This is a genomic window from Chitinophaga sp. (assembly GCF_035564935.1).
Lineage (GTDB): Bacteria > Bacteroidota > Bacteroidia > Chitinophagales > Chitinophagaceae > Chitinophaga.
Window position 1 is genome coordinate 1 of record NZ_DATMTE010000790.1, and the last position, 22,298, is coordinate 22,298.

Here is a 22,298-nt window from a genome sequence, read left to right on the forward strand (position 1 = left end):
CGATCTATCTTCCAGCGCACGGCCGCCATGCGGCGTATCCGGTGGAATTACCAGCGTATCATGCTGCTTCAGCGTATACTTATGGCCATCCAGGCTCATTTCAAAAACACCTTCCGCGATGTAGGTGATCTGTTCATGCGGATGCTGATGTACAGGCGATTCAAATCCGGCCTTTATTTCCCAGAATGCCAGCGTACTCTTACTACCATGTACAAACCGGCCATAATGCCCGGCAATCGTGTTTTTTACAGGAATTGTATCCAAAGGAGCAGGTTTGTTCATTTCTATATCTTTTTAATATTAAATATAGATGATAGACCAGATTTTAACAACGGTCTGAAGCGATAAGTATATATATTTCATACATTTACCGTCATAATACCCTTATAATCCCAACAGTTTGATTGTCATGTTTGTTTTAAGTAAATAATTAACATCCATTACGCTTATGACTATACGTTTTTACTCCTCACTGGCCTTAATGACACTGATTATTTTTGCTGCCTGCCAGCAGCAAAGCGGGTCCCGGAAAAAAACAAAAGCAAGAGATACCACTCACTATACCAAACAGGAGTATATTGAACAAACTATCGACAGCAACTATGTTAATAATTTCCTGCAATCGCATACATCGTACGACGCCTACGATGAGTACATTCAGAACTTTTACCGTAAACGCGATTACCACTTTGCATGGATCAATAAAGACGGGCTTACCGAACAGGCAGGCAACTTTATTAACATGATGAAGAATGATGCGGCCTACGGGATTAAAGACAGCAGCCTGATGAACCCGGACCTGCAGCGGCTTACCGATACGCTCCTGGTGAGCGATGTGGGGCTGAAGCCAGGCGATACCGCTATTCCCCGCATTGAAATGCTGCTCACGGCACAGTTCTTTGCCTATGGCAATAAAGTATGGGGCGGGCTTACCGCCGATTCCGCCAAAGACCTGGAATGGTTTATTCCCCGCAAGAAAATAGATATGGCCAGCCTCCTGGATTCTATGGTCAACAAAAAGAATAATGCTTTTGAAGATGATGAACCGGTAAACAGGCAATATATTATGCTACGGCAGCAGTTGAAAAAACTGGCGAAAATTGAATCTTCCGTTAAATGGGATTCTATCCTTACCACCCGGAAAAGCTTCAAAAAAGGAGATTCGGCGGAAGTTATTGCAGCGGTAAAAGCCAGGCTGGAAGCCTATGGCGACCTTCCCGGAACAGATACCAGCAGGCGCTTTAATGCAGCGCTCGATTCTGCGCTGCGTAACTTCCAGCTGAGAATGGGGCTGAAAGAAGATGGCCTTATTACCAAAGGTGTACTGGATGCATTGAATACTCCGGTACAGGATCGCATCCAGAAAATACTGATTAATATGGAACGCCTCCGCTGGGTGCCTGTTGAGCCCACCACCGACTATATCCTGGTTAATATTCCGCAGTTTAAGATGCATGTTTACGATAAAGGAAAGTTGTCATGGAGCTGCAATGTAGTAGTAGGAAAGCCTGGGGCCAATACCGTTATTTTCACAAAAGACCTGCGTTACGTGGTGTTCAGTCCTTATTGGAATGTGCCTCCCGGTATCCTGGGCGGAGAAGTGTTGCCCGGCCTGAAGCGCAGTGGCAGTGCATATCTTGCCCGGCAGAATATGGAAATTGTAGGAGCCAGCGGAAAGGTGATTGCACCCGGATCTATCAATTTTGCAAGATATTCAGGAGCGAATTTTCCGTATATCGTAAGACAGAAACCTGGTGGCAAAAACTCGCTTGGCAAAGTGAAATTCCTATTCCCCAACGAGTATAATATTTATCTCCATGATACGCCTGCGCGTTATTTATTTGGAGAAAACAAGCGCTCCTTCAGCCATGGCTGCATCAGGGTGGCGGAACCCAAACACCTTGCGGAATGGCTGCTGCGTGGGGATTCGGCCTGGACAGAGAAGAAAATTGATGAGGCAATGAATGGAAACAAAGAAAAGTACGTAACGTTAAAAGAGAAAATACCCGTGTTCATTGTGTATTTCACCGCCTTTGTGGACAGCGACGGGCGACTGAATTTCCGGGATGATGTGTATGGACACGATAAAAAACTGGCCGCGTCTTTATTTGGCAAATAATTCGGAATACAGCGGAGGGGTGGATGCCCTCCGCTGTATCGCTGAAACATCAGGTGTTTACAGCCATCTCTTTCTCAGCTAGCTGTTATAATATTGGGATTTTTCTTCGCTGTATCGCTGAAACATCAGGTGTTTGCTGCCATCTCTTTCCCGGCTATTCTGTTACAACATTAAGCGCCTACTGCAATCACAGAAATCTCTACCTCTACTCCTTTAGGCAATCCTGAAACCTCCACAGTTTCCCGGGCCGGGAAATCGCCCTTGAAATAACTGCCGTATACTTCGTTCACCTGCGGGAAAGTTTTCATATCTGTTAAAAAGATGGTGGTTTTTACGATGTGTTCAAACCCAAGTCCGGCTGCAGTAAGAACAGCCTGTAAATTTTTCATTACCTGGTGCGTGGCATCTACGATGCCGGATTTGATTAGTTCTCCGGAAACCGGATCCAGGGCTATCTGACCGGATACATACAGGGTGTTGCCTGCTTTCACAGACTGGTTATAAGGCCCTATAGGAGCGGGCGCGTTGTTGGTGTTAATAATTTGCTTTTCCATGAAAACGAAAGTAAATAATAATTGAGAACGCACCAATGTATGCATTGCGGATGCATTATAATTAATGATTCTTTATTAGGTTTGCCGAAATTTAACGCATGAATATCCTGGTAATAGCAGATGCGCAGCGCTTTGATGAATTGCAGGAAAAGGGAATGGAGAAGCATCATGATGTACAGTGGAAAACAAGCCTGGAGGAGGTTTTGTCTCTTAAAGCATTTGACCTGGTGCTGGATCTCATTTTCGACGACCGGCCGGACCATGCACTGGTGTATGCTAAAAATCCCGGTGTTCCCGTACTGGCTGGCATAGTAAAAACCTCGTTAAGCGAAATCATCAGCCAGTATGCGTTTGAGCAGGGTTTTAATATCATGGGCTGTAACTTTCTGACCGGCCTGGTGAATATGCCGGTAATGGAAGTATCGGTGCTCGACGAAGGACAAAAGGAAACGCTGGACGGGCTGATGTATAAACTGGGTTGGGAATACCTGCTGGTGGCTGATGCTGTGGGATTGGTAACGCCGCGGGTAATATGCATGATCATTAATGAGGCATTTCTTACTGCACAGGAAGGTACTGCATCACCCGAAGATATTGATACTTCCATGCGTTTAGGCACCAATTATCCTTACGGACCCTTTGAATGGAGCGAACGGATCGGGATAAAACAGGTATACGAAGTATTAAAGGCGGTACATGATGCCACCGGCGACAACCGGTACCAGGTAGCTGCCTCATTGCAAACAGCCTACGAAGCGATTTAATTTTTTACATGGCACTTATACTGAATATAGATACCGCCACCACAATTGGTTCTGTGAGCCTTTCCCGCGATGGGAAAGCCATTCAAACACTGGTGAATGAAAAGCAACAGGATCATGCTGCCGCTATGATCCTGTTTGTTCAGCAGATAATGAAAGAGCAGGGTATTACGCCCGTGCAGCTGGATGCAGTAGCGGTAAGCGCCGGCCCTGGTTCTTATACCGGACTACGTGTAGGCGTGGCTACCGCCAAAGGTTTGTGTTACGCCTGGAATAAGCCACTGCTGGCGGTTTCCACCCTTCAAATGATGGCCCAAGGCTTAATTGCCGATGTAAAAGATGAACAGGCATTGTATTGTCCAATGCTGGATGCCCGCCGGCAGGAAGTGTTTACAGGCTTGTATGATGCACGTTTGCAGGAGGTAATGCCACCACAGGCAATGATCCTGGAACCCTCTTCGCTGGAAGGGCCGCTGGCAACGCATAAGATCTACTTTTTCGGGGATGGCAGCCCTAAATGGGAACTGATGCTATCTTCACATAAAAATGCTATTTTTACAAAATATACGATAAGCGCTGCGCACATGGCGCCTTTGTCTGCACAGGCATATGAAAATAAATTATTCGCTGACCTGGCCTACTTCAGTCCATTTTACCTCAAGCCCTTTTATTCTCCTCAGAAGCCATGACATATCTGATTGTTTTGTCATAGAATAGTCAAATTACATCTAATTTGCAAGTATCCGGGGCATGTATATGATAAAATAAGGTATGGAAATTTTTTTTATTGTGACAGATATTATATTTTTGTATAAATCGATTACCGCAGTTGTTGTCTAACTGTTTGCGAGTACTGTCCGTTGATCCCTTTCATTTCATCATTTTTTTAAAACTATTATGCGATGGAAAAAACATTATTAACTACCTCTTCTAATACTCTTATTATTTCTAGAGGTACCAATGAAAAAGACCAGATCAAATTGGATTACATTGCCGTAAAGAAAGCTGCTATGGTTTTACGTGCTATCAACCATAAGCTGCGCCAGCAGATGATTAAGCTGCTGGAAGATCACAAGAAAATGACCGTGACGGAGATTTATGTGAAATTGCGTCTGGAACAATCGGTAGCATCGCAACATCTCGCCATATTAAGGCGTGCTGGCATTGTAATTACAGAAAGAGATGGTAAGTTTATTCACTACACCATCAACAAGCAACGTATTGCTGAAGTGGCAAAGTTTGTGGAAGAACTTGTTGGTTAAAAGTATTGATCCGTATCATTACGGAAAGTATTATATAAAAAAGTAGCCATACGGCTACTTTTTTATTTTGGTATAGATTTTATCCATGAGTGTACAACCTCAGAAGTTGTAAATTTGTAAAAATCAAAAACCATGTACGTAAAACAATTGTACACCAGCTGTTTGTCGGAAGCGGCATACTTCATAGAATCCAACGGGATCGCGGTAGTGATTGATCCGTTGCGTGATATTGAAGTATACCTGGACCTGGCAAAAGAACGTAACGCCACCATTAAATACATTTTTGAAACACATTTTCACGCAGATTTTGTTTCAGGACACCTGGAACTGGCAGAAGCTACCGGCGCCAAAATCGTATACGGCCCCGACGCGGAAACCAGCTTCGATTCTTATATAGCAAAAGATAACGAAGTATTCCAGGTGGGCGCAGTAACCCTTAAAGTGTTGCATACACCCGGCCACACGCTGGAATCGTCCTGCTACCTGTTATCGGACGAACAACAGCAGCCGTACGCTGTATTTACAGGAGACACTTTATTTGTTGGAGATGTTGGCCGTCCGGACCTTTTCAGCGGTAACCTCACTAAAGAAGAACTGGCGGGTTACCTGTTCGATTCACTCAACAACCGTGTTAAAACATTACCGGATGCAGTAATTGTATATCCTGCACATGGTCCCGGCTCGGCCTGCGGCAAAAACCTGGGCCCGAATACCTACAGTACCATAGGCGAGGAGAAAGCTACCAACTACGCATTGCTGGCTACTGATAGAGATAAGTTTATAGAAGAAGTGACCAGCGGCCTCGCTACACCGCCCTCCTATTTTCCGATCAACGCAAAAATAAACAAGGAAGGATATGATGCGTTGAAAGCGGTAATGGAAAAGGCCATGCAGCCGCTTAACCCTGCTGCGTTCAAAGCAAAGGCTAAAGCCGGGGCACTGATCCTTGATACCCGTCCGGCAACTGAATTTGGCGAAGGATATGTTCCGGGCGCCATCAGCATTGGACTGGAAGGCCGCTTCGCGGAATGGGCCGGCAGCCTGCTGCCGTTTGACCAGGACATCATCCTGGTAACGCCCATCGGTAAAGAAGAAGAAACTGTAGTAAGAATGGCCCGTGTAGGTTTTGATAATGTGGTGGGCTACCTGGATGGCGGTTACCCCGCATGGGAAGCTGCAGGTGAAGCAAAAGATATGATCATCACCGTGGAAGCAGATGAACTGGCAATGGATATTCCGCATGATCCCAACCTGGTGATCATCGATGTCCGTAAACCAATCGAATTTGCCGACGGCCATATCAAAAATGCCCTCAATATCACCCTCGGTGATATGATGGATCCGGGAAAATTAGCAGACCTGGAAGATAACCATAACCTGTACGTACATTGCCAGGGTGGTTACCGCAGCATCATTGCCTGCTCTATCATGAAAAGAGAAGGTATCCACAATTTACGCAACGTGGAGGGTGGATTCGCTAAAATGAAGGACCAGAAAGGGTTACAGGTTGTTCAGGAAAAAACTGTACTGAACTAAATCCCGCTATATTTTTAAACGGGAGTGATAAGAAGAAGTACATGTTTCTTCTTATCGCTCCCGTTTTCTTTTGGCTATTCCCTGCGTATTTGTTAACTTCTTGCAACAAAATTGTTTTGGGCATGACAAGCAAAACCCTGGCAATAGCCTCATTAATGCTTATAAATGTAGGGATGTTCGCCTGTAAACCTTCTGATGCGAAATTAAAAGAAGAGGTGAATGAGAGGCTAAGCCATATTCCCGGTATCACAGCAGACGTGAAAAAAGGGGTAGTGGTCCTTAGCGGCGAAGTGAGCGATGAAGTGGCCAAATCAGCTGCTGAAGACGCGCTGAAGGGACTGAAAGGAATGACATCAGTGCAGGATAATATTACCGTGAAAAATACCATAGCCGCCCCGGCGCCGCCACCACCGCCGGTGGAGGAGGCCGCACCCAACCGGGATGATTTCCTGAAACGTTCCCTCGACTCTGTTTATGCTGCCCGCAGGTTTACCAATGTCAGGGTTACTGTTTCAGACGGGGAGGTTGTTCTCAAGGGAAGTGTGAAAAAGAAAAACGTTCAAAATATGTTGAAGATAGCAAACCAGTTCTCTCCAAAAAAAGTAACGAATAATGTGCAGGTAAAGTAGAAAAGAGTGAAGCCAGGTGGAGATAACGAAGTATCCATCTCCCCGGGAAAAATTATTTGCCTTTATATTCATGCTTCCAGCGCCGGTGGCTCCACACCCATACTTCCGGTTGTTCATGAATATTTTTCTCAAGATATTTTACAAAAGCTTCTGTAATAGCGCCTTCCGGCTCCTGCTGCGGGTTTTCAAAGGCCAGCTTCAGCGAGGCATGATAATAACCTCTTTTTACTTTACGGATATCCACAAATACCACGGGGATATTACTTCTTTTGGCTCCCATTTCAGGCCCCTTATAAAACGGCGTCATTTTATTGAGGAAAGGATACCAGTAGCAGCTGCGCGGGTTCCCGGGATTCTGGTCGGCCACCAGGGCAATTAAATATTGTTTGTTGGTCCATGCCCGCATACTGTTACCCATATCGTTGGCGGGTATGAGGATGGTACCAAATTTTTCCCTGAAATGGCGGAACATCCGGTCGGCGGGCTTGCTGGTAAGCGGCATATACACTACCAGGAAAGGGAATGCTACCCCCTGCATACAAAACAGGTTGGCCCATTCCCAGTTGAAATTATGACCCAGGTGGAGCTGGCAGCTTTTACCCTGTGCATACAGTTCATGTAACACGGTAAGATCGCAGCGGAACCGCTTTTGCAGCTGCGCCTTGCTCATGGTTAACAGCTTGATGGTTTCCACCATCATATCAGTAAGGTTGTGATAATATTTTTTAGCCAGTAATGTGATCTCTTCTTTCGGTTTATCAGGGAAGGCCTGGGTCAGATTCTCCATCACTACTTTCCTGCGATACCCGATCACATAGTACACCAGCACGTATAATACATCACTGATGAAATAAAGCACCGGGAAAGGCAATATGGAAAGGCTATAGCAAAAAGCAAGCAGCAGATAATACATATTCCTGGTTGTTGTAAATCCAGCGCAAAGGTAATGAAAGACAACCGTTTGGCTTACAGCACAATGTTTTGTACCAGCTGGCTCTTATACGGATAGTCGGTATTGAAATGCAGTCCCCTGCTTTCTTTACGGAAGGCGGCGCCTTTTACGATCAGGTATCCTGCGGTAATCAGGTTACGGAGTTCGCATAATTGCGGGGATACCATGGTTTTCTCGTAGAGGTCTTCCGTTTCTTCGTGGAGAATATCCAGCCTGCGGAGTGCGCGTTGTAAACGTACATCTGTTCTTACAATCCCTACATAATCGCTCATGATCTGCTTCAGTTCTTTCAGGCTCTGGGTGATCAGGATCATTTCTTTGGGCGCGCTGGTGCCGGTGGCATCCCAGTCGGGCACATTATCCTTAAATTCCAGCAGGTCTATTTTGCTGGTAGCGTCCATAAAGCAGCGGTGCGCAAATACCATTGCCTCCAGCAGCGAATTGGAAGCAAGGCGGTTAGCCCCATGAAGCCCGGTGCTGGCGCATTCGCCGCAGGCGTACAGGTTGCGGATAGAAGTGAGCCCCCATTCGTTGGTTTTAATACCACCGCAGCTGTAATGTGCCGCCGGCGATACCGGGATCATTTGTTGCGCCACATCGATCCCTGCAGCCTTACAGGTTTCGTAGATATTGGGGAAATGATGAATGAATTTCTCCAGGTCCATATGGCGACAATCGAGATAAACATGTTCGGTACCGGTGATCTTCATTTCGCTGTCGATGGCGCGGGCTACAATATCGCGGGGAGCCAGCGACAGGCGCGGATCATATTTGTGCATAAAGTCCTCCCCATGAATATTCCGCAGGATACCGCCGTCGCCTCTTACCGCTTCTGTGATAAGGAACGATGGGCTAATGCCGGGTTGGTAAAGCGCCGTAGGATGGAACTGGATAAACTCCATGTTTTCGATACGGCCCTTTGCGCGGTACACCATGGCCACGCCATCGCCGGTGGCAATGTTGGGATTGGTGGTGCTGCGGTATACCTGGCCGTTGCCGCCGGTAGCCAGCAGGGTTACTTTGGAAAGGATCTTCTCTATTTTATTGGTAGTGAGATTTAATACATACACCCCATAGCATTCTATATCCGGGGTGGATTTAGTGACCAGGTATCCCAGGTGATGCTGGGTAATGAGGTCTACCACAAAGCAGTGGGTGATCAGCTCTATATTCGGGCGACGGTGGATGGCATCCAGCAGTGCGCGTTCTATTTCCCTGCCGGTAACATCCTTGTGGTGGATCACCCTGAATACGGAGTGCCCGCCTTCGCGGCCGAGGGAAAAATCGCCATCGGCGTTTTTGTCGAAGTTTGCGCCCCATTCAATGATCTCGTTCACTCTTTCCGGACCTTCGGTTACCACTATCTCTACCACCTGTTCATTACAGAGGCCGTCGCCGGCGATGAGCGTATCTTCTATATGTTTTTCGAAACTGTCATTTTCCAGGTCATTTACTACCGCTACGCCACCCTGGGCGTATTTGGTATTGGTTTCGTCTTCCCGGCTTTTTGTGATGATGGTGATCTTTTTATCCGGGCATTGTTGTGATACCTTGAGCGCATAAGTGAGCCCTGCAATTCCTGAACCGATGACAAGAAAGTCTGTTTGCTGCATAGTAAAGCAAAAATAAGCATTACCGGTTAATTTTTACCCGGAAGTACTCCGTGCTGCCATATACCAGTCCCCATTGCGCAAAACCGTAGGTGAGCATCACAAGGATATCTCCGGCAGGGAGGGGATGATAGAATTTGCCGGTTGCTATCAGCGCATCGGAGATCACGAACAATATAGCGCCAATAAGTGAATACCAGCCGTAGGGCTGCCGCCTGAAATGAAAAGCATGTAATGTGCATTGTACCAGGAAGAAAAGGGCGATGGCATATGCAATAACGGGTACGGCTAAACTACCCAGGTGGGGTAGCAGGAAAAGAAGGAACAGGATTACCACTGCAGCATTCAGCAATATGTAGGGGTACCTGCATAAAGGTACCGGCAAATTACTGTACCGGATTTTCAGGAAGAAGATACAGTACATGATCTGCGCGATGAAGAAGCTGCCGAGCCCGGGCAGAAACAGGTGATCGAACAACAGCAGGTCATCTCCCAGGGAAGAAAAAAATAAGGCAAGCAATAAAAAAATACGGAAACTACGGGGCATTTTTATGTTGGTATACAACACATATACCGCCAGTAATATCATCAGCAGCGGCTTGGTGGCATACCGGTATTCCGTTTTGCCAAAGGCAATCAGCAGAATATCAGCCAGTAGCACGAGGAAATAAATAATAAGGTGTTTAGGGCGCAACATGCGGAACGGGAATTGTAACGGTAATTTACAATATTTCTCTTAAGTATTCAACAGGATATAAAACGTAGTGCCGTTACCGTTAAGGCCCGGGCTTATCACTTTTAACTGGCCTCCGTGCATTTGTATGATCTGTTGCGACAGGCTGAGGCCAATACCGGATCCTTTCTTTTTGGTAGTGAAGAAGGGAATGAATATTTTATTCATGGCGTCGGCATCAATACCAGGGCCGTTATCCGTGATCTCGATACAGATCTGCTGCACGCTGTTAAGATACAGTTTCATACTGATAGCTGCCTGGGGAGTTTGCTCCAATGCATCCATCGCATTTTTAACCAGGTTGATCAGTACCATTTGCAACTGCGATATATCTGCATGGATCTCCATGTTTTCGGCATCTGTTTCTACTGAAAAACGTATGTCCGCCTGTTTCATATCTGCCTGGAACAGGCTGCTGACGGAGTTTACCAGCGACTTTACATTAACGGTAGTAAACTGTGGCTGCGGAAGGGTGGTATAATCGCGGTAGGCATTTACAAAGTTCATGATTCCTTTGCTCCGGCTTTCTACTGTTTGCAGTGCTTCACGTAAGTCGGAAATGCCTTCCTGGTGTTGTGCGCCGGGAGCGATGTCCAGGTCTACGATTTCCTGCATGGTGCCAATCAGCGATACAATAGGCGTTACAGAATTCATGATTTCATGCCGCAATATTTTGGTGAGGTTCTGCCAGGCTTCCAGTTCTTTTTTCTGCAGTTCAGAATGGATGTTCTGAATGGAAATGAGTTTCACGAGCCTGCCCTGCAAACGCACCGTGGCAGCGTGTATAGACAGCTGTTGTTCCTGCCGTGTGGCATACAGCGTTTTATTACCGGACTGCAATTCCATCAGCAACTCGGCCAGGCCGGGGTGAACTGTTTTCAGTTCATGGATATTGCGCAGCCGGTAAATGCCCATCAGCCGGAAGGCGGCGGGATTGATCAATTCTATTTTGCCTTCTGTATCAAACGACAATACGCCGATGCTGATATGCTGCACAATGGTATCGATATATTTCAGGTTTGCTTCTTTTTCCGCCCTGGTTTGCCGGAAGGCTTCCAGTACTTCATTGAACTGATGGTTCAGCATGCTGAAGCTTTTGCCGAGTTTATTATCGGCGCTGAAACGGATAGAGAAGTCCTCGTAGCGGATAGATTCGAGGAACAGCGTGAGCTTGCGGTTAATCCGGTTAAGATAATAATAGATGCCATACAGCTGTATTAATATCAGGGGGGTGAGCAGGAAAGTGAGGGGCTGCATGTTGTGCATAAACAGCCAGATGGCTGCTGCAAGAGAGGCTGCCAGCAGGATAACCCGTAAGCTGATATTAATGCTGAAGCGATTCATTTAGATGCTTTAAGCCGGGGGCATTCAGCAATAAAGACTGCTGAATGCCAACAACTATATGTTATATTTTTCCAGTCGTCTGTAAAGTGCGGCCCTGCTGAGTCCCAGTTCTTTGGCGGCTTCGGTGATGTTGCCGTTACATTTTTTCATGGCCTGGGAAATGATGTTGCGTTCCATTTCTTCCAGGTTATAGCCGGTATCCATTGCCTGGTCGGCATTGTTGTTACTTTTTACAAACACATCTTTAGGCTGGAGGGTTTTGCCCTGCGACAGGATCACTGCTCTTTCCAGGGCATGTTGCAGCTCGCGGATATTACCGGGCCAGTCGTACCGCTGTAGCTGGGTAATGAGTGATTCATGCATGCTGTTTACCGGGCGTTTATATTTATCGCGGTATAGTTGCAAGAAGTGTTCTGCCAGCGGGATGATATCTTCCACCCGTTCGCGCAGTGGCGGCAGTTGTATTTCGATGGTATTGATACGGTAGAGCAGATCCTGCCTGAACAGGTGTTGTGCAGCCATATGTGAAATATTGCGGTTGGTGGCGCAGATCAGCCTAACGTCGATGGGTATACTTTTATTGGAGCCTACTTTTGTAACGGACCTGTTTTGCAGTACGGTAAGCAGTTTGGCCTGGAAGGGGATGGAGATATTCCCGATTTCATCCAGGAAAATGGTGCCGCCGTTGGCCTCTTCGAAGCGGCCGGCGCGGTCTTCACGGGCATCGGTGAAGGCGCCTTTTACATGGCCGAACAGCTCACTTTCAAACAGGGTTTCGCTGATGGCGCCGAGGTCTACACTAACAAAGGGTTTATTACTGCGGTTCGACTGGGCATGTATTTGCCGGGCCAGCATGTCTTTACCTGTACCGTTTTCACCGAGGATGAGGATATTGGCATCTGTGGCGGCCACCCTTGATACGGTATCAAATACTGTGAGCATACCGGGGCTTTTACCGATCACCTGGTTGCCGGGATGGTGTACGGCAGCAGGTGGTTTATCTTGTTGGGCGGCACGTTTGTTATAGGCATTCTGGATGGTGGCCAGGAGCTTCTCATTTTCCCAGGGTTTGAGCACAAAATCAACTGCGCCGGCCTTAATGGCTCTCACGGCCATTTCCACGTCGCCGTAAGCGGTGAACAAAACAACCGCAGTTTCCGGTTTTATGTCCAGGATACGGTCGAGCCATTCAAAGCCTTCTTTGCCGCTGCTCAGGTCGCGGGTGAAGTTCATATCCAGCAGGATCACATCGTAGTCGAAGTTGGATACGAGATAAGGTATTTTTTGCGGATTCTTCTCAAAATCAACCTGTTCGAAATGTCTTTTGAGTAACAGGCGGGCAGCACGTAAAACATCCACATCATCATCAACAATTAAAATCTTTCCTGGTTGCATGGTAGTCATATGCGAATGGTGAATAGGTGACAATATTAAACAAAGATTCTTTCAAACCCACAGCTAATTTCAGGAACTTTTAAAAGTGTCCGATTATGGACACCGCTTGTCCGGCAAAGGACGTTTTTTTTAACGGTTTTTCTTTGAAAACGTTGCTGGTAAAGTGTTGTAAGCTTTGGCATGTGGATTGACTTTCTCCGGGCAGCAAACTTTTCGCTAAAAAACATGGACAGAAAATTAGAAAAGAAGTTTTGGAATAAAAAGCGCATCCTGATGATAGGCGGTGGCGCCGCAGTGGTAATGCTCCTGTTGTACACGTTGCTCTTTGCGGATCACCGGGCCACCCTGAATGTAGAAAAAGATAAGATCACTATCTCTACAGTAAAAAAAGGAACTTTTGATGTATACATTGCCGTTACCGCAGTGGTGATGCCCCTGAAAACCATCCGCCTGGATGCCATTGAAGGGGGATATGTAAGCCGCAAATACCTGGAAGGCGGTAACATGGTAAAAGCCGGAGATTCCATTCTGCGGCTGGATAACCAGCATATGATGATGGATTTCGTAAACCATGAAACAGAGATCTACCGGTTGCGCAACGAGCTGCAGAATACCCGCCTGAGCATCCGCCAGCAGGAATTTACCATGCAGCAGACCATCTCTGACATTGATGCCAAAATAGAAGCTGCGCAGGACCTGTACGACCGGAACAAACAGCTGGTGGAAGAGAAGATCGTAGCGCGCCAGGAGTTTAATAAAAACAAGTTTGAACTGGAAGGACTCCTGCGTCAGAAAGATATCCAGCTGCAATCCCAGAAATACCAGCAGGACAATGCCAAAATGCAGATAACCCAGCTGGAAGGCACCCTGGCCAGAACCCAGCGTAACCTTGACCTGATGAGGGAAAACCTGAACAGCCTGGTTGTGCGCGCCCCGGTATCCGGACAGCTTTCTTCCATTGATGTGGAAGTAGGATCCAGCATCACCGCCGGGCAGAATATTGGCCAGATCGATGACCTGAACGGGTTTAAATTACGCGCCGATATCGATGAGCATTATGTTTCCCAGGTATTTGCCGGGTTGAAAGCCACCTTTGAATTTGACGGGAAATCTTACGATATGATGGTTACAAAGGTGTACCCGGAAATAAAAAGCGGCCGTTTCCAGGCAGATATGAACTTTGAAAAGAACATGCCGGAGGGTATCCGCCGCGGACAATCATCCCCTATACGTCTTGTACTTGGCAAGTCGGCAGAAGCCATCCTTTTGCCGCTCGGCGGCTTTTTCTCCGATACCGGTGGTAACTGGGTATATGTAGTGGATAAAAGCGGTAACCGTGCAGTAAAACGGAATATTTCGCTGGGCCGCAAAAATCCGCTATATTTTGAAGTACTGGAAGGCCTGCAGCCAGGCGACCAGGTCATTACTTCCTCTTATGAGAATTTCGGTAATAAAGACGTTTTATCTTTTTAGTATTCATCCATTTTTTTATAAACTAGTATTTAAAATAACAAACACTTATGATACGCACTGTTAACTTACAGAAGTTGTTTACAACAGAAGAGGTGGAAACCACAGCCCTCAATGGTATTAACATGGAAGTGCAGGATGGTGAATTTGTGGCGATCATGGGCCCCTCCGGTTGCGGCAAATCTACTTTGCTGAACATATTGGGTTTGCTGGATAACCCCAGCGACGGCGAGTATCACTTCTGGGATAAGGAAGTAGCGCGTATGAGTGAAAGACAAAGGGCGCAGCTCCGCAAAGGCTCTATCGGGTTTGTGTTTCAGAGCTTTAACCTCATTGATGAGTTAACAGTATTTGAGAACGTAGAGTTACCGTTGTTGTACCTGAAAGTACCTGCTGCTGAGAGGAAGGGAAAGGTGGAAGAAGTACTGGAACGCATGAATATCATGCATCGCCGCAATCACTTCCCGCAGCAGCTGTCCGGTGGTCAGCAGCAAAGGGTAGCCATTGCCCGCGCCGTAGTAGCCAAGCCTAACCTGATCCTGGCGGATGAGCCCACGGGTAACCTGGATTCCACCAACGGGGAAGAGGTAATGAAATTGTTGCAGGAGCTGAACAATGCAGGTACTACCCTGATCATGGTAACACACTCCCCGTACGATGCCGGGTTTGCCCACCGTATTATCAACCTGTTCGATGGACGCGTGGTGACCGAGAATATCAAGGAACAGTTTCATGTGTGATTTTTTTCCGCCATTCTAAAACCACATCATGATGTTTCGGAATTACTTCAAAATTGCAATTCGTCATTTACAGCGCCACAAGTTCATTACGGTGATCAACATCTCCGGGCTTGCAGTAGGCATGGCCTGCTGTATACTGATTGCGTTGTATGTGCGCGATGAGTTGAGTTTTGACAGGTTCCACCACAACACAGATGATATTTACCGCGTTACCACGCAATCCATACGCCAGGCCGGCAATGCAGAATACGGAGCGGCCACCCAGTTTCCCATTGGTCCTAACCTGAAAAAAGATATCAGCAGCATAAAAGAGGCGGTGCGTATTTTCGTACCGGGCAATACACTTTATACTGTTGGAGATAAAAGGATCTGGGAGGAAAATACCGGCTTCGCCGATGAAGCTTTTTTCCGGATGTTCAATTTCCCCCTGCTGGAAGGTAACCCCGCTACTGTTTTAAAAGAACCCTATTCGATTGTACTCACAGAGTCTGCCGCAAAAAAATATTTTGGGAGTGCTTCTCCCGTTGGAAAACTCATAAAAGTAGGCAACGGCTATAGCTGCACCGTAACCGGTGTGGCAAAAGATTTCCCTGCCAATACAGATCTGCGCATGACGATGCTGGTATCGTTTTCCACCATGCTCAAAGAAGGGTTAAAAACCGGGAATGATATAGAGGCGCAGTGGTTTATGTTCAGTAACAATGTTACTTACGTACAACTGAACGATCATACAGATCCCGCTAAACTCACCAAAGCACTGCAAACATTTGTTTCCACCCATATCGGTGGAATACTGAAGCGGCATAATATACAGTTTGCACTGGAGTTGCAACCCATCCGGGATGTACATCTCCACCCGGAGGGCGCTAAGGGCCTTGATAATTCCCCATTGATATGGCTGTATATTGCCATTGCCGTTTTCCTGGTGCTGATTGCCTGCATCAATTTTATGAACCTTACTACGGCAAGGGCCCATGAAAGAGCAAAGGAAGTAGGACTGCGAAAAGTGCTGGGCGCTGAAAGAAAGAGTCTTATCCTGCAATTCCTTACAGAATCACTGGTGATCAGCCTTATCTCTTTCCTGCTGGCTATTTTGCTGGTGGGTTTGGTGATGCCCCTGTTTAATACGATCACCGGCAGGGAATTGCAGATACTTTCTTCCGCAGATAGTTTTTTATATGCCGGTTTATTATTGCTGGTATTGATTGTTGGCCTCATTGCCGGCAGTTACCCGGCGCTTTATTTATCCGGCCTGATACCCGTGCGGGTATTGAAAGGAAATTTTACTACTTCCGGTTCGCGGGTGTTCGTCCGCCGCGGCCTGGTGGTAGCGCAGTTTGCCGTAGCGGTGGCGTTGATCATTTCCACTGTGGTTGTATTCTCCCAGCTCCGTTACTGGCAAACAAAGAACCTTGGGTTTGATAAAGAACATCTTGTAAACGTATACCTGTCCGGTGTGGATGGGAACGCCAAGTTAGCAACGCTGAAATCCGCTTTCTTAAGCCAGTCGGGCGTATTGCAGGCCTCCGGGCATAACTTTTTAATGGGAAGTGGCGTATTTAACAATAATCCTGTGGTACGTGAAGGAGAAGATGATAAAGATGGTTTTGTAGCAGGCATTATCCAGTCTGATTTCGACCTGCTTAAAACAACCGGTATTAAGCTGGTAGCCGGCCGCGATTTTAACCCGGCGCTATCAACCGATTCTTCCGACGCTTATATCGTTAACCAGGCAGCTGCGAAACGGCTGGGGTTTAAAGATGATGCGGTAGGAAAAAGGATTGAGTGGAGACCCGGATACATGAACAGGCATGGTACTATTATCGGCGTAGTGGAGGATTTTAACCTTCGCTCCCTGCAATCGCCGGTAGAACCTATCGTTTACATGGTAAGACAGGATGAAGTAGCCATTATCACCCTGCGGCTGGCTGCAGGCGATCAGAAGGCCATCATGAAGCATGTGGAATCCGCATGGAACAGCATTATTTCTGAGGTGCCATTTAATTTTACATTTGTGGAAGATGATATCCAGGCACGTTATGTTTCGGAACGTACATTGGGAAAGTTATTCGGTATTTTTTCCGGCCTTGCCATCTTTATAGCCTGTATGGGCCTGCTCGGGTTGTCTATGCTCATTTCCCGGCAACGTACAAAAGAAATAGGCATCCGGAAAGTACTGGGTGCTTCTATTGCCAATATTTCACTGTTGTTATCGAAAGATTTTCTCAAACTGGTTTTGATAGGAATCTGCATTGCTTCTCCCATAGCCTGGTACGGCATGGAAAAATGGCTGCAGCATTTTGCATTCAGGATACATATCGAGTGGTGGGTGTTTTTACTCACGGCCATAGTTGTAGTGCTGATTGCATTGGGAACAGTCAGCCTTCAGTCGGTAAGATCGGCATTAATGAACCCGGTTAAATCACTTAGATCTGAATAAACATGATTAAGAACTATTTCCGTATTGCCTGGAGGAATCTGAAAAGAAGCCGGTTCTTCGCTGCTGTGAATATTGCCGGGCTGGCGTTTGGAATGGCTGTATGTATGTTTATCCTTTGCTGGGTACTGGATGAGTACAGTGTTGATAAATTTCAGTCCAACGGGAAAAATATTTATCGCTTACAGGTGAATGTTGACTGGGGCGGTGTACGTACTATGGGAGTTACACCGGTTGTACTGGGAGATGAGCTGAAGAATAATTTCCCGGAGATAACAGCAAATGTAAAAGTTCGTGTTACCAATGCCAACAGGCTGTTTAAAAAAGGACAGCAATATAGCCTGGAGAATAATTACATCTTTGCCACTTCCAATTTTCTGGAAGAAATGGACTTTCCGGTAGTAGCAGGAGATAAGCATACTGCGCTTACAGCCCCCAACGCTATTGTGCTGACCGAATCATTCGCAAAAAAATATTATGGTACCACTGATCTTGTTGGAAAGATCATTAACATAGATAAAAATAAAGCGCTGCAGGTAGCCGCTATAGTGAAAGATGTACCTGCTGCGTCTTCCATCCAGTTCGACTTTATACTTCCCTTTGCACTTACGCTGCAGGAAGATACATGGCTGATGAGGCCCGGCAGCTACAGCGTATTGAACTATATGGTGGTAAAGGAAGGCACAGATATTTCCCGTCTCACTGCCAAAATGCAGCAACATTATGCTACACTTAGCCCCGATAAAAAGAACGAAATATGGTTGCAACCCTTCCGTGATATCTATCTGCATGAAAAATACGAAAACGGAAAAGTAGCTGGCGGAAGAATAGAATATGTACGGCTGTTTTTTATTACCGCACTCATTGTACTGGCCATTGCCGGTATCAATTTTATGAATCTTTCTACTGCACAGGCTTCCAAAAGGGCCCGTGAAGTAGGTGTGCGTAAATCAATGGGCGCTTCAAGGCTTTCGCTGATGTTGCAATTTACCGGGGAAGCCATCCTGATGTGCGCTGTAGCAGCTGTTACCGCAGCAGTAGCCGTATATTTGCTCATGCCGGCATTCAATAATTTTACAGGCAAGCATATTACGTTTACGCTGCCTGTTACTGGTAAATACCTGCTGTTATTATTGGTGGTGATAGTAGTAACCGGCCTGCTGGCAGGGAGCTACCCGGCTTTTGTATTATCCCGTTTCCTGCCGGTGAAAGTATTAAAGGGCGACCTTAGCAGCGGGGGCGGCGCATCGCTGTTTCGCAAAAACCTGGTGGTGCTGCAGTTTGTACTTTCTTTCATTTTCATTACGGGCAGTGTGGTTATCTATAACCAGATGCAATATATCTACCACCGTAACCTGGGGATGGATAAAGAAAATGTGATGTATGTATCGCTGGATGAAGGCTTTGCTGCCAACCAGGATGTGATTGAACAATCGCTGGCGCAGTTGCCACAGGTGAAATCATTTACTTACAACAGCTTCCTGCCGCTGTCGGTTGGCGGTTCGAGCGCCGACCTGAGCTGGGAAGGAAAACCGGATAAACTGGTGGTGAACACAGCGCCGCAGGTGGTGGGTTACGATTATGTTTCTACCATGGGGATGGCAATGAAGGAAGGCCGCGATTTTTCGCGTGATTTTGCTTCAGATTCAGGTGCTTATGTTATCAATGAAACAGCAGCCCGCGTAATGGGTATGACCCATCCGGTAGGAAAGCAGATCAGCTTCTGGAAAGGAAAAGGTACTGTTATTGGTGTAGTAAAGGACTACCATTTTGCTTCCATGAGGGAAAATATTTCGCCGATGGTGATGATGCTGGAGCCAAAGCAAAATGGTTACCTGATGCTTCGCCTGTCGAAAGGGGACGTGCCCGCCCAGGTTGCCGCTGTGGAGAAAATATTTAACAGGCTAAATCCGGGTTATCCGATGGATTATCATTTCCTGGATGAAACTTTTGATAGTATATACAGGTCGGAAACGATGTTACGTAAACTGGCGCAGGTATTTGCGGTGGTAGCGGTGCTTATTTCCTGCCTGGGCCTGTTCGGCTTGTCTGTTTTTACCGCCGAACAGCGTAGAAAAGAGATCGGTATCCGGAAAATTCTCGGTGCTTCTGTAATGAACGTTACCGGTTTGCTGTCGAAACAATTCCTGGCCCTGGTGCTTACCGGCATTTTGCTGGCTACTCCCATCAGCTGGTATATGATGAATAACTGGCTGTCGGGGTTTGCCTATCATACTGATTTATCAGCCTGGATCTTTGTTATTGCCGGTATACTGGCAATACTGATAGCCCTGGCAACCGTCAGTTTCCAATCGGTGAAAGCGGCCCTGGCCAATCCTGTAAATTCTTTAAAAGCAGAATAATATATGCTTAAGCGTTATATCGTTATAACATTCAGAAATCTGCAGCGGCAAAGGTTGTTTACCTTTATCAACATTGCCGGGCTGGCCGTGAGCATGTCGGTATGCCTGATCGTACTGATATCGGTACGTGAAAACTTAAGCTATGATAATTTTCACCCGGCTGCTTCGCGCACATGGCGGATCACTACACATGCACAAACACCGGACGGAAGAAAGTACCATATGGCAAGCGTTCCTTTACCTATGGGACCTGCTTTAAAAAATAATTACACCGCTGTTGAAAATGAAGCAACCTTATATGGTGTTTTAAACGGGGAAGGAAAAATAGATAAGAAGAAGATAAATATCTACGGTGCATTTGCGACCCCTTCCTTTTTTGAGGTGTTCGGGTTTAAGCTGGCGGCGGGTAACCCGCGTACCGCACTGGTTACGCCCAACAGCATTGTGCTTACCGCAGAAACAGCGCAACGCTTTTTTGGCAGCAGTGATCCGATGGGGAAAGTGATCCGGTTCGACCGGTTTGGAAGTTTTATCGTTAGCGGGGTAATGGCGCCTGCACCTTCAAAATCGCATATCAACTTTGAGGCGTTTGCGGCGATGTCGTCTGTGCCGTTGCTGGAGGAAAGCAAGGTATTGCCGGATAAGCTGAATAACTGGGATGTGGTACAGAGTAGCTATACTTATATAGTATTACGCAAGGGTGAAAAAATATCGGCACTGGAAGCTGCGTTGAAGGACCAGGCGCACCGGTACGACGGATTTGTTCAAAAAGGATTGGGCAGCATGGCCTTTGAGCCCCAGGCGCTTGGCAAAATCACGCCATCGCAGGAAATGATGGACGATATCGGCAGCGGTCCGCCCTGGGGTAAAGTGCTCGCGGAAATAGGCGTGGCCCTGGGCCTGATCATCTGTGCCTGTTTTAACTACACCAATTTATCTATTGTACGTTCGCTGCAGCGGGCCAAAGAGGTGGGGGTACGGAAAGTAAACGGCGCCCAGCGCTGGCAGATATTCCTGCAGTTTATAACAGAATCCGTTATCATGTGCATACTGGCGCTGATCATGGCCATTTTGCTGCTGATGGTGATGCAGGTCACTCATTTCAGTGGATTGCCCGTGCCGGATAATAACCTGCTGGATCCTCACCTGCTGTTGTTATTTCTTTTATTCAGCGTTATCATCGGCATAGTGGCGGGCGCTATCCCGGCTTGGGCCCTGTCTTCCTTCCAACCGGCAAAAGTATTGAAAGACCTGATCGATATTAAATTATTTGGCGGACTGGGATTAAGGAAATCGCTCATTGTGATCCAGTTTTCGCTGTCGCTCACCGCCATTATTTTCCTGGTAACCGTTTACCGGCAATTCCATTACAAAGCCATTAAGGATATGGGTTTTTACCGCAAGGATGTACTGAATGTTCCATTGGCTGATGTGGATTTTCAGCGGATGAAAGAACGGATGATGCAGCTGAAAGAGGTAGAAACCGCCACCGCCAGTTCTGGAACACTGGGAATGCCGAGGCATTGCAGCTTCTGCGTTATCCGTACCGGTGAAAGCAAAGACAGGATGGAATTTGGTTATTATGCCGGGGATGCAGACTTCATTAAAGCCATGCACCTGAAACTCCTGGCTGGAAGTACTTTCCCCGGATCGGCATCTACAGAAAAAGAACAATATATTATTATCAATGAAAAGGCCGTTAGTGTAATGGGCGTAAAGTCGCCAGCCGATGCCATTGGCAGAACCCTTTTCCTGTCGGACTCCCTGCCGGTAAGTATTATTGGCGTCGTAAAAGATTTTAATTACCAGCCTATAGAAGTGAATATCCGCCCCATGGCTATCCGCTTTGCTCCTGCTGAATTTCACCAGTTGCAGCTATTAATGGAGAAAGGAGACAAGGAACAGCAGTTGGCCGATGTGAAAAAAATATGGACGGCCATGCACCCGGGAGAAACGTTTTCGGCAGAATGGATGGATGAGCAGTTGCGTAGCCGCGACGGCAGGGAAGTGATTTCCATGTTAGGCTTCCTGGTATTCATTACTACCATGATAGCCGCCCTGGGACTACTGGGTATTGTTGCCTATACTTCGTTTACCCGTAGAAAAGAGATTGGTATCCGCAAAGTGCTGGGTGCCAGTGCTACCAGTTTATTAATGCTGTTATCGAGAAACTATATAAAATTAATTCTCATTGCCGGCTGCATTGCCCTGCCACTGGGATATATCAGCAGTGTATTGTTCCTGCAGATATTTGCCTACAGGGTAAGTACGGGTATACTGGCTATGCTGGGAAGCTTTTTGTTCCTGGTGTTCCTGGCGTTGGTTACTATTTTTTCACAAACCTGGAGAGCTATTGAAGTGAACCCGGTAAATAGCCTGAGAAACGATTAACT

The 22,298-nt window shown here is 46.8% G+C and carries 18 protein-coding genes; 11 read left to right on the forward strand and 7 right to left on the reverse strand.

The features are described 5' to 3' along the window. Positions 1-282: cupin domain-containing protein (locus VN105_RS20445; protein ID WP_325643662.1), on the reverse strand; the 282-nt coding region annotated here is incomplete at its 3' end. Positions 283-448: 166 nt separating this feature from the next. Between VN105_RS20445 and VN105_RS20450 the strand changes: the two genes are divergently transcribed. Continuing rightward, a complete protein-coding gene (locus tag VN105_RS20450; RefSeq protein ID WP_325643664.1) occupies positions 449-2,119 on the forward strand; it encodes a L,D-transpeptidase family protein in 1,671 nt (556 codons plus the stop codon). 170 nt (positions 2,120-2,289) lie between these two features. Here VN105_RS20450 and VN105_RS20455 read toward each other — a convergent pair whose 3' ends face one another. Then, a complete protein-coding gene (locus VN105_RS20455; protein ID WP_325643666.1) occupies positions 2,290-2,673 on the reverse strand; it encodes a RidA family protein in 384 nt (127 codons plus the stop codon). Positions 2,674-2,771: 98 nt separating this feature from the next. Here VN105_RS20455 and VN105_RS20460 point away from each other — a divergent pair, with 98 nt between their 5' ends. The 5 genes from VN105_RS20460 (at position 2,772) to VN105_RS20480 (ending at position 6,861) form a co-directional block, all read left to right on the forward strand. After that, on the forward strand, positions 2,772-3,437 hold the full coding sequence (locus VN105_RS20460) for a 3-hydroxyacyl-CoA dehydrogenase family protein (RefSeq protein ID WP_325643668.1): 666 nt from the start codon (positions 2,772-2,774) through the stop codon (positions 3,435-3,437). A gap of 8 nt (positions 3,438-3,445) precedes the next feature. Continuing rightward, positions 3,446-4,123 carry a tRNA (adenosine(37)-N6)-threonylcarbamoyltransferase complex dimerization subunit type 1 TsaB gene (gene tsaB, locus VN105_RS20465; protein ID WP_325643670.1) on the forward strand — a complete coding sequence of 226 codons (678 nt, stop codon included), beginning with the start codon at positions 3,446-3,448 and terminating at the stop codon, positions 4,121-4,123. A 213-nt stretch (positions 4,124-4,336) separates the two neighbouring features. Beyond that, positions 4,337-4,696 (forward strand): ArsR/SmtB family transcription factor, encoded by a 360-nt coding sequence (locus VN105_RS20470; RefSeq protein ID WP_012788619.1) that lies wholly within the window; start codon positions 4,337-4,339, stop codon positions 4,694-4,696. A gap of 132 nt (positions 4,697-4,828) precedes the next feature. Next, positions 4,829-6,232: an MBL fold metallo-hydrolase gene (locus VN105_RS20475; protein WP_325643673.1), complete on the forward strand. Its 1,404-nt coding sequence runs from the start codon at positions 4,829-4,831 to the stop codon at positions 6,230-6,232. 122 nt (positions 6,233-6,354) lie between these two features. After that, positions 6,355-6,861, forward strand: coding sequence for a BON domain-containing protein (locus tag VN105_RS20480; protein ID WP_325643675.1), 507 nt, complete (start codon positions 6,355-6,357; stop codon positions 6,859-6,861). 52 nt (positions 6,862-6,913) lie between these two features. Here the strand turns inward: VN105_RS20480 and VN105_RS20485 are convergent, their stop codons facing one another. Genes VN105_RS20485 through VN105_RS20505 form a run of 5 tightly spaced genes read right to left on the reverse strand, consistent with a single transcriptional unit; the run spans position 6,914 to position 12,904 of the window. Next, a complete protein-coding gene (locus VN105_RS20485; RefSeq protein ID WP_325643676.1) occupies positions 6,914-7,774 on the reverse strand; it encodes a lysophospholipid acyltransferase family protein in 861 nt (286 codons plus the stop codon). A 53-nt stretch (positions 7,775-7,827) separates the two neighbouring features. Next, positions 7,828-9,426 (reverse strand): L-aspartate oxidase, encoded by a 1,599-nt coding sequence (gene nadB, locus VN105_RS20490; RefSeq protein ID WP_325643677.1) that lies wholly within the window; start codon positions 9,424-9,426, stop codon positions 7,828-7,830. 19 nt (positions 9,427-9,445) lie between these two features. After that, the gene (locus VN105_RS20495) at positions 9,446-10,120 is read right to left on the reverse strand and encodes a lysoplasmalogenase (protein ID WP_325643679.1); all 675 of its coding nucleotides are present in this window, start codon (positions 10,118-10,120) and stop codon (positions 9,446-9,448) included. Between the two features lie 39 nt (positions 10,121-10,159). Further along, positions 10,160-11,500 (reverse strand): sensor histidine kinase, encoded by a 1,341-nt coding sequence (locus tag VN105_RS20500; protein WP_325643681.1) that lies wholly within the window; start codon positions 11,498-11,500, stop codon positions 10,160-10,162. A gap of 54 nt (positions 11,501-11,554) precedes the next feature. Beyond that, positions 11,555-12,904 carry a sigma-54 dependent transcriptional regulator gene (locus tag VN105_RS20505; RefSeq protein WP_325643683.1) on the reverse strand — a complete coding sequence of 450 codons (1,350 nt, stop codon included), beginning with the start codon at positions 12,902-12,904 and terminating at the stop codon, positions 11,555-11,557. A gap of 216 nt (positions 12,905-13,120) precedes the next feature. Here VN105_RS20505 and VN105_RS20510 point away from each other — a divergent pair, with 216 nt between their 5' ends. Genes VN105_RS20510 through VN105_RS20530 form a run of 5 tightly spaced genes read left to right on the forward strand, consistent with a single transcriptional unit; the run spans position 13,121 to position 22,296 of the window. Beyond that, the gene (locus tag VN105_RS20510) at positions 13,121-14,368 is read left to right on the forward strand and encodes an efflux RND transporter periplasmic adaptor subunit (RefSeq protein ID WP_325643685.1); all 1,248 of its coding nucleotides are present in this window, start codon (positions 13,121-13,123) and stop codon (positions 14,366-14,368) included. Between the two features lie 47 nt (positions 14,369-14,415). Beyond that, entirely contained in the window at positions 14,416-15,105 is a 690-nt protein-coding gene (locus tag VN105_RS20515) for an ABC transporter ATP-binding protein (RefSeq protein ID WP_325643687.1), read from the forward strand. A 28-nt stretch (positions 15,106-15,133) separates the two neighbouring features. Then, positions 15,134-17,545 carry an ABC transporter permease gene (locus VN105_RS20520; protein WP_325643689.1) on the forward strand — a complete coding sequence of 804 codons (2,412 nt, stop codon included), beginning with the start codon at positions 15,134-15,136 and terminating at the stop codon, positions 17,543-17,545. A 2-nt stretch (positions 17,546-17,547) separates the two neighbouring features. Next, the gene (locus tag VN105_RS20525; protein ID WP_325643691.1) at positions 17,548-19,905 is read left to right on the forward strand and encodes an ABC transporter permease; all 2,358 of its coding nucleotides are present in this window, start codon (positions 17,548-17,550) and stop codon (positions 19,903-19,905) included. A gap of 3 nt (positions 19,906-19,908) precedes the next feature. After that, positions 19,909-22,296 carry an ABC transporter permease gene (locus VN105_RS20530; RefSeq protein WP_325643693.1) on the forward strand — a complete coding sequence of 796 codons (2,388 nt, stop codon included), beginning with the start codon at positions 19,909-19,911 and terminating at the stop codon, positions 22,294-22,296. Positions 22,297-22,298 lie beyond the last annotated feature (2 nt).

What these genes read in the sequence shown, in the direction of transcription:
- VN105_RS20450 (WP_325643664.1), top strand. Translation starts at nt 449, where the DNA reads ATGACTATACGTTTTTACTCCTCACTGGCCTTAATGACACTGATTATT.
- VN105_RS20455 (WP_325643666.1), bottom strand. Translation starts at nt 2,673, where the DNA reads ATGGAAAAGCAAATTATTAACACCAACAACGCGCCCGCTCCTATAGGG.
- VN105_RS20460 (WP_325643668.1), top strand. Translation starts at nt 2,772, where the DNA reads ATGAATATCCTGGTAATAGCAGATGCGCAGCGCTTTGATGAATTGCAG.
- tsaB (WP_325643670.1), top strand. Translation starts at nt 3,446, where the DNA reads ATGGCACTTATACTGAATATAGATACCGCCACCACAATTGGTTCTGTG.
- VN105_RS20470 (WP_012788619.1), top strand. Translation starts at nt 4,337, where the DNA reads ATGGAAAAAACATTATTAACTACCTCTTCTAATACTCTTATTATTTCT.
- VN105_RS20475 (WP_325643673.1), top strand. Translation starts at nt 4,829, where the DNA reads ATGTACGTAAAACAATTGTACACCAGCTGTTTGTCGGAAGCGGCATAC.
- VN105_RS20480 (WP_325643675.1), top strand. Translation starts at nt 6,355, where the DNA reads ATGACAAGCAAAACCCTGGCAATAGCCTCATTAATGCTTATAAATGTA.
- VN105_RS20485 (WP_325643676.1), bottom strand. Translation starts at nt 7,774, where the DNA reads ATGTATTATCTGCTGCTTGCTTTTTGCTATAGCCTTTCCATATTGCCT.
- nadB (WP_325643677.1), bottom strand. Translation starts at nt 9,426, where the DNA reads ATGCAGCAAACAGACTTTCTTGTCATCGGTTCAGGAATTGCAGGGCTC.
- VN105_RS20495 (WP_325643679.1), bottom strand. Translation starts at nt 10,120, where the DNA reads ATGTTGCGCCCTAAACACCTTATTATTTATTTCCTCGTGCTACTGGCT.
- VN105_RS20500 (WP_325643681.1), bottom strand. Translation starts at nt 11,500, where the DNA reads ATGAATCGCTTCAGCATTAATATCAGCTTACGGGTTATCCTGCTGGCA.
- VN105_RS20505 (WP_325643683.1), bottom strand. Translation starts at nt 12,904, where the DNA reads ATGACTACCATGCAACCAGGAAAGATTTTAATTGTTGATGATGATGTG.
- VN105_RS20510 (WP_325643685.1), top strand. Translation starts at nt 13,121, where the DNA reads ATGGACAGAAAATTAGAAAAGAAGTTTTGGAATAAAAAGCGCATCCTG.
- VN105_RS20515 (WP_325643687.1), top strand. Translation starts at nt 14,416, where the DNA reads ATGATACGCACTGTTAACTTACAGAAGTTGTTTACAACAGAAGAGGTG.
- VN105_RS20520 (WP_325643689.1), top strand. Translation starts at nt 15,134, where the DNA reads ATGATGTTTCGGAATTACTTCAAAATTGCAATTCGTCATTTACAGCGC.
- VN105_RS20525 (WP_325643691.1), top strand. Translation starts at nt 17,548, where the DNA reads ATGATTAAGAACTATTTCCGTATTGCCTGGAGGAATCTGAAAAGAAGC.
- VN105_RS20530 (WP_325643693.1), top strand. Translation starts at nt 19,909, where the DNA reads ATGCTTAAGCGTTATATCGTTATAACATTCAGAAATCTGCAGCGGCAA.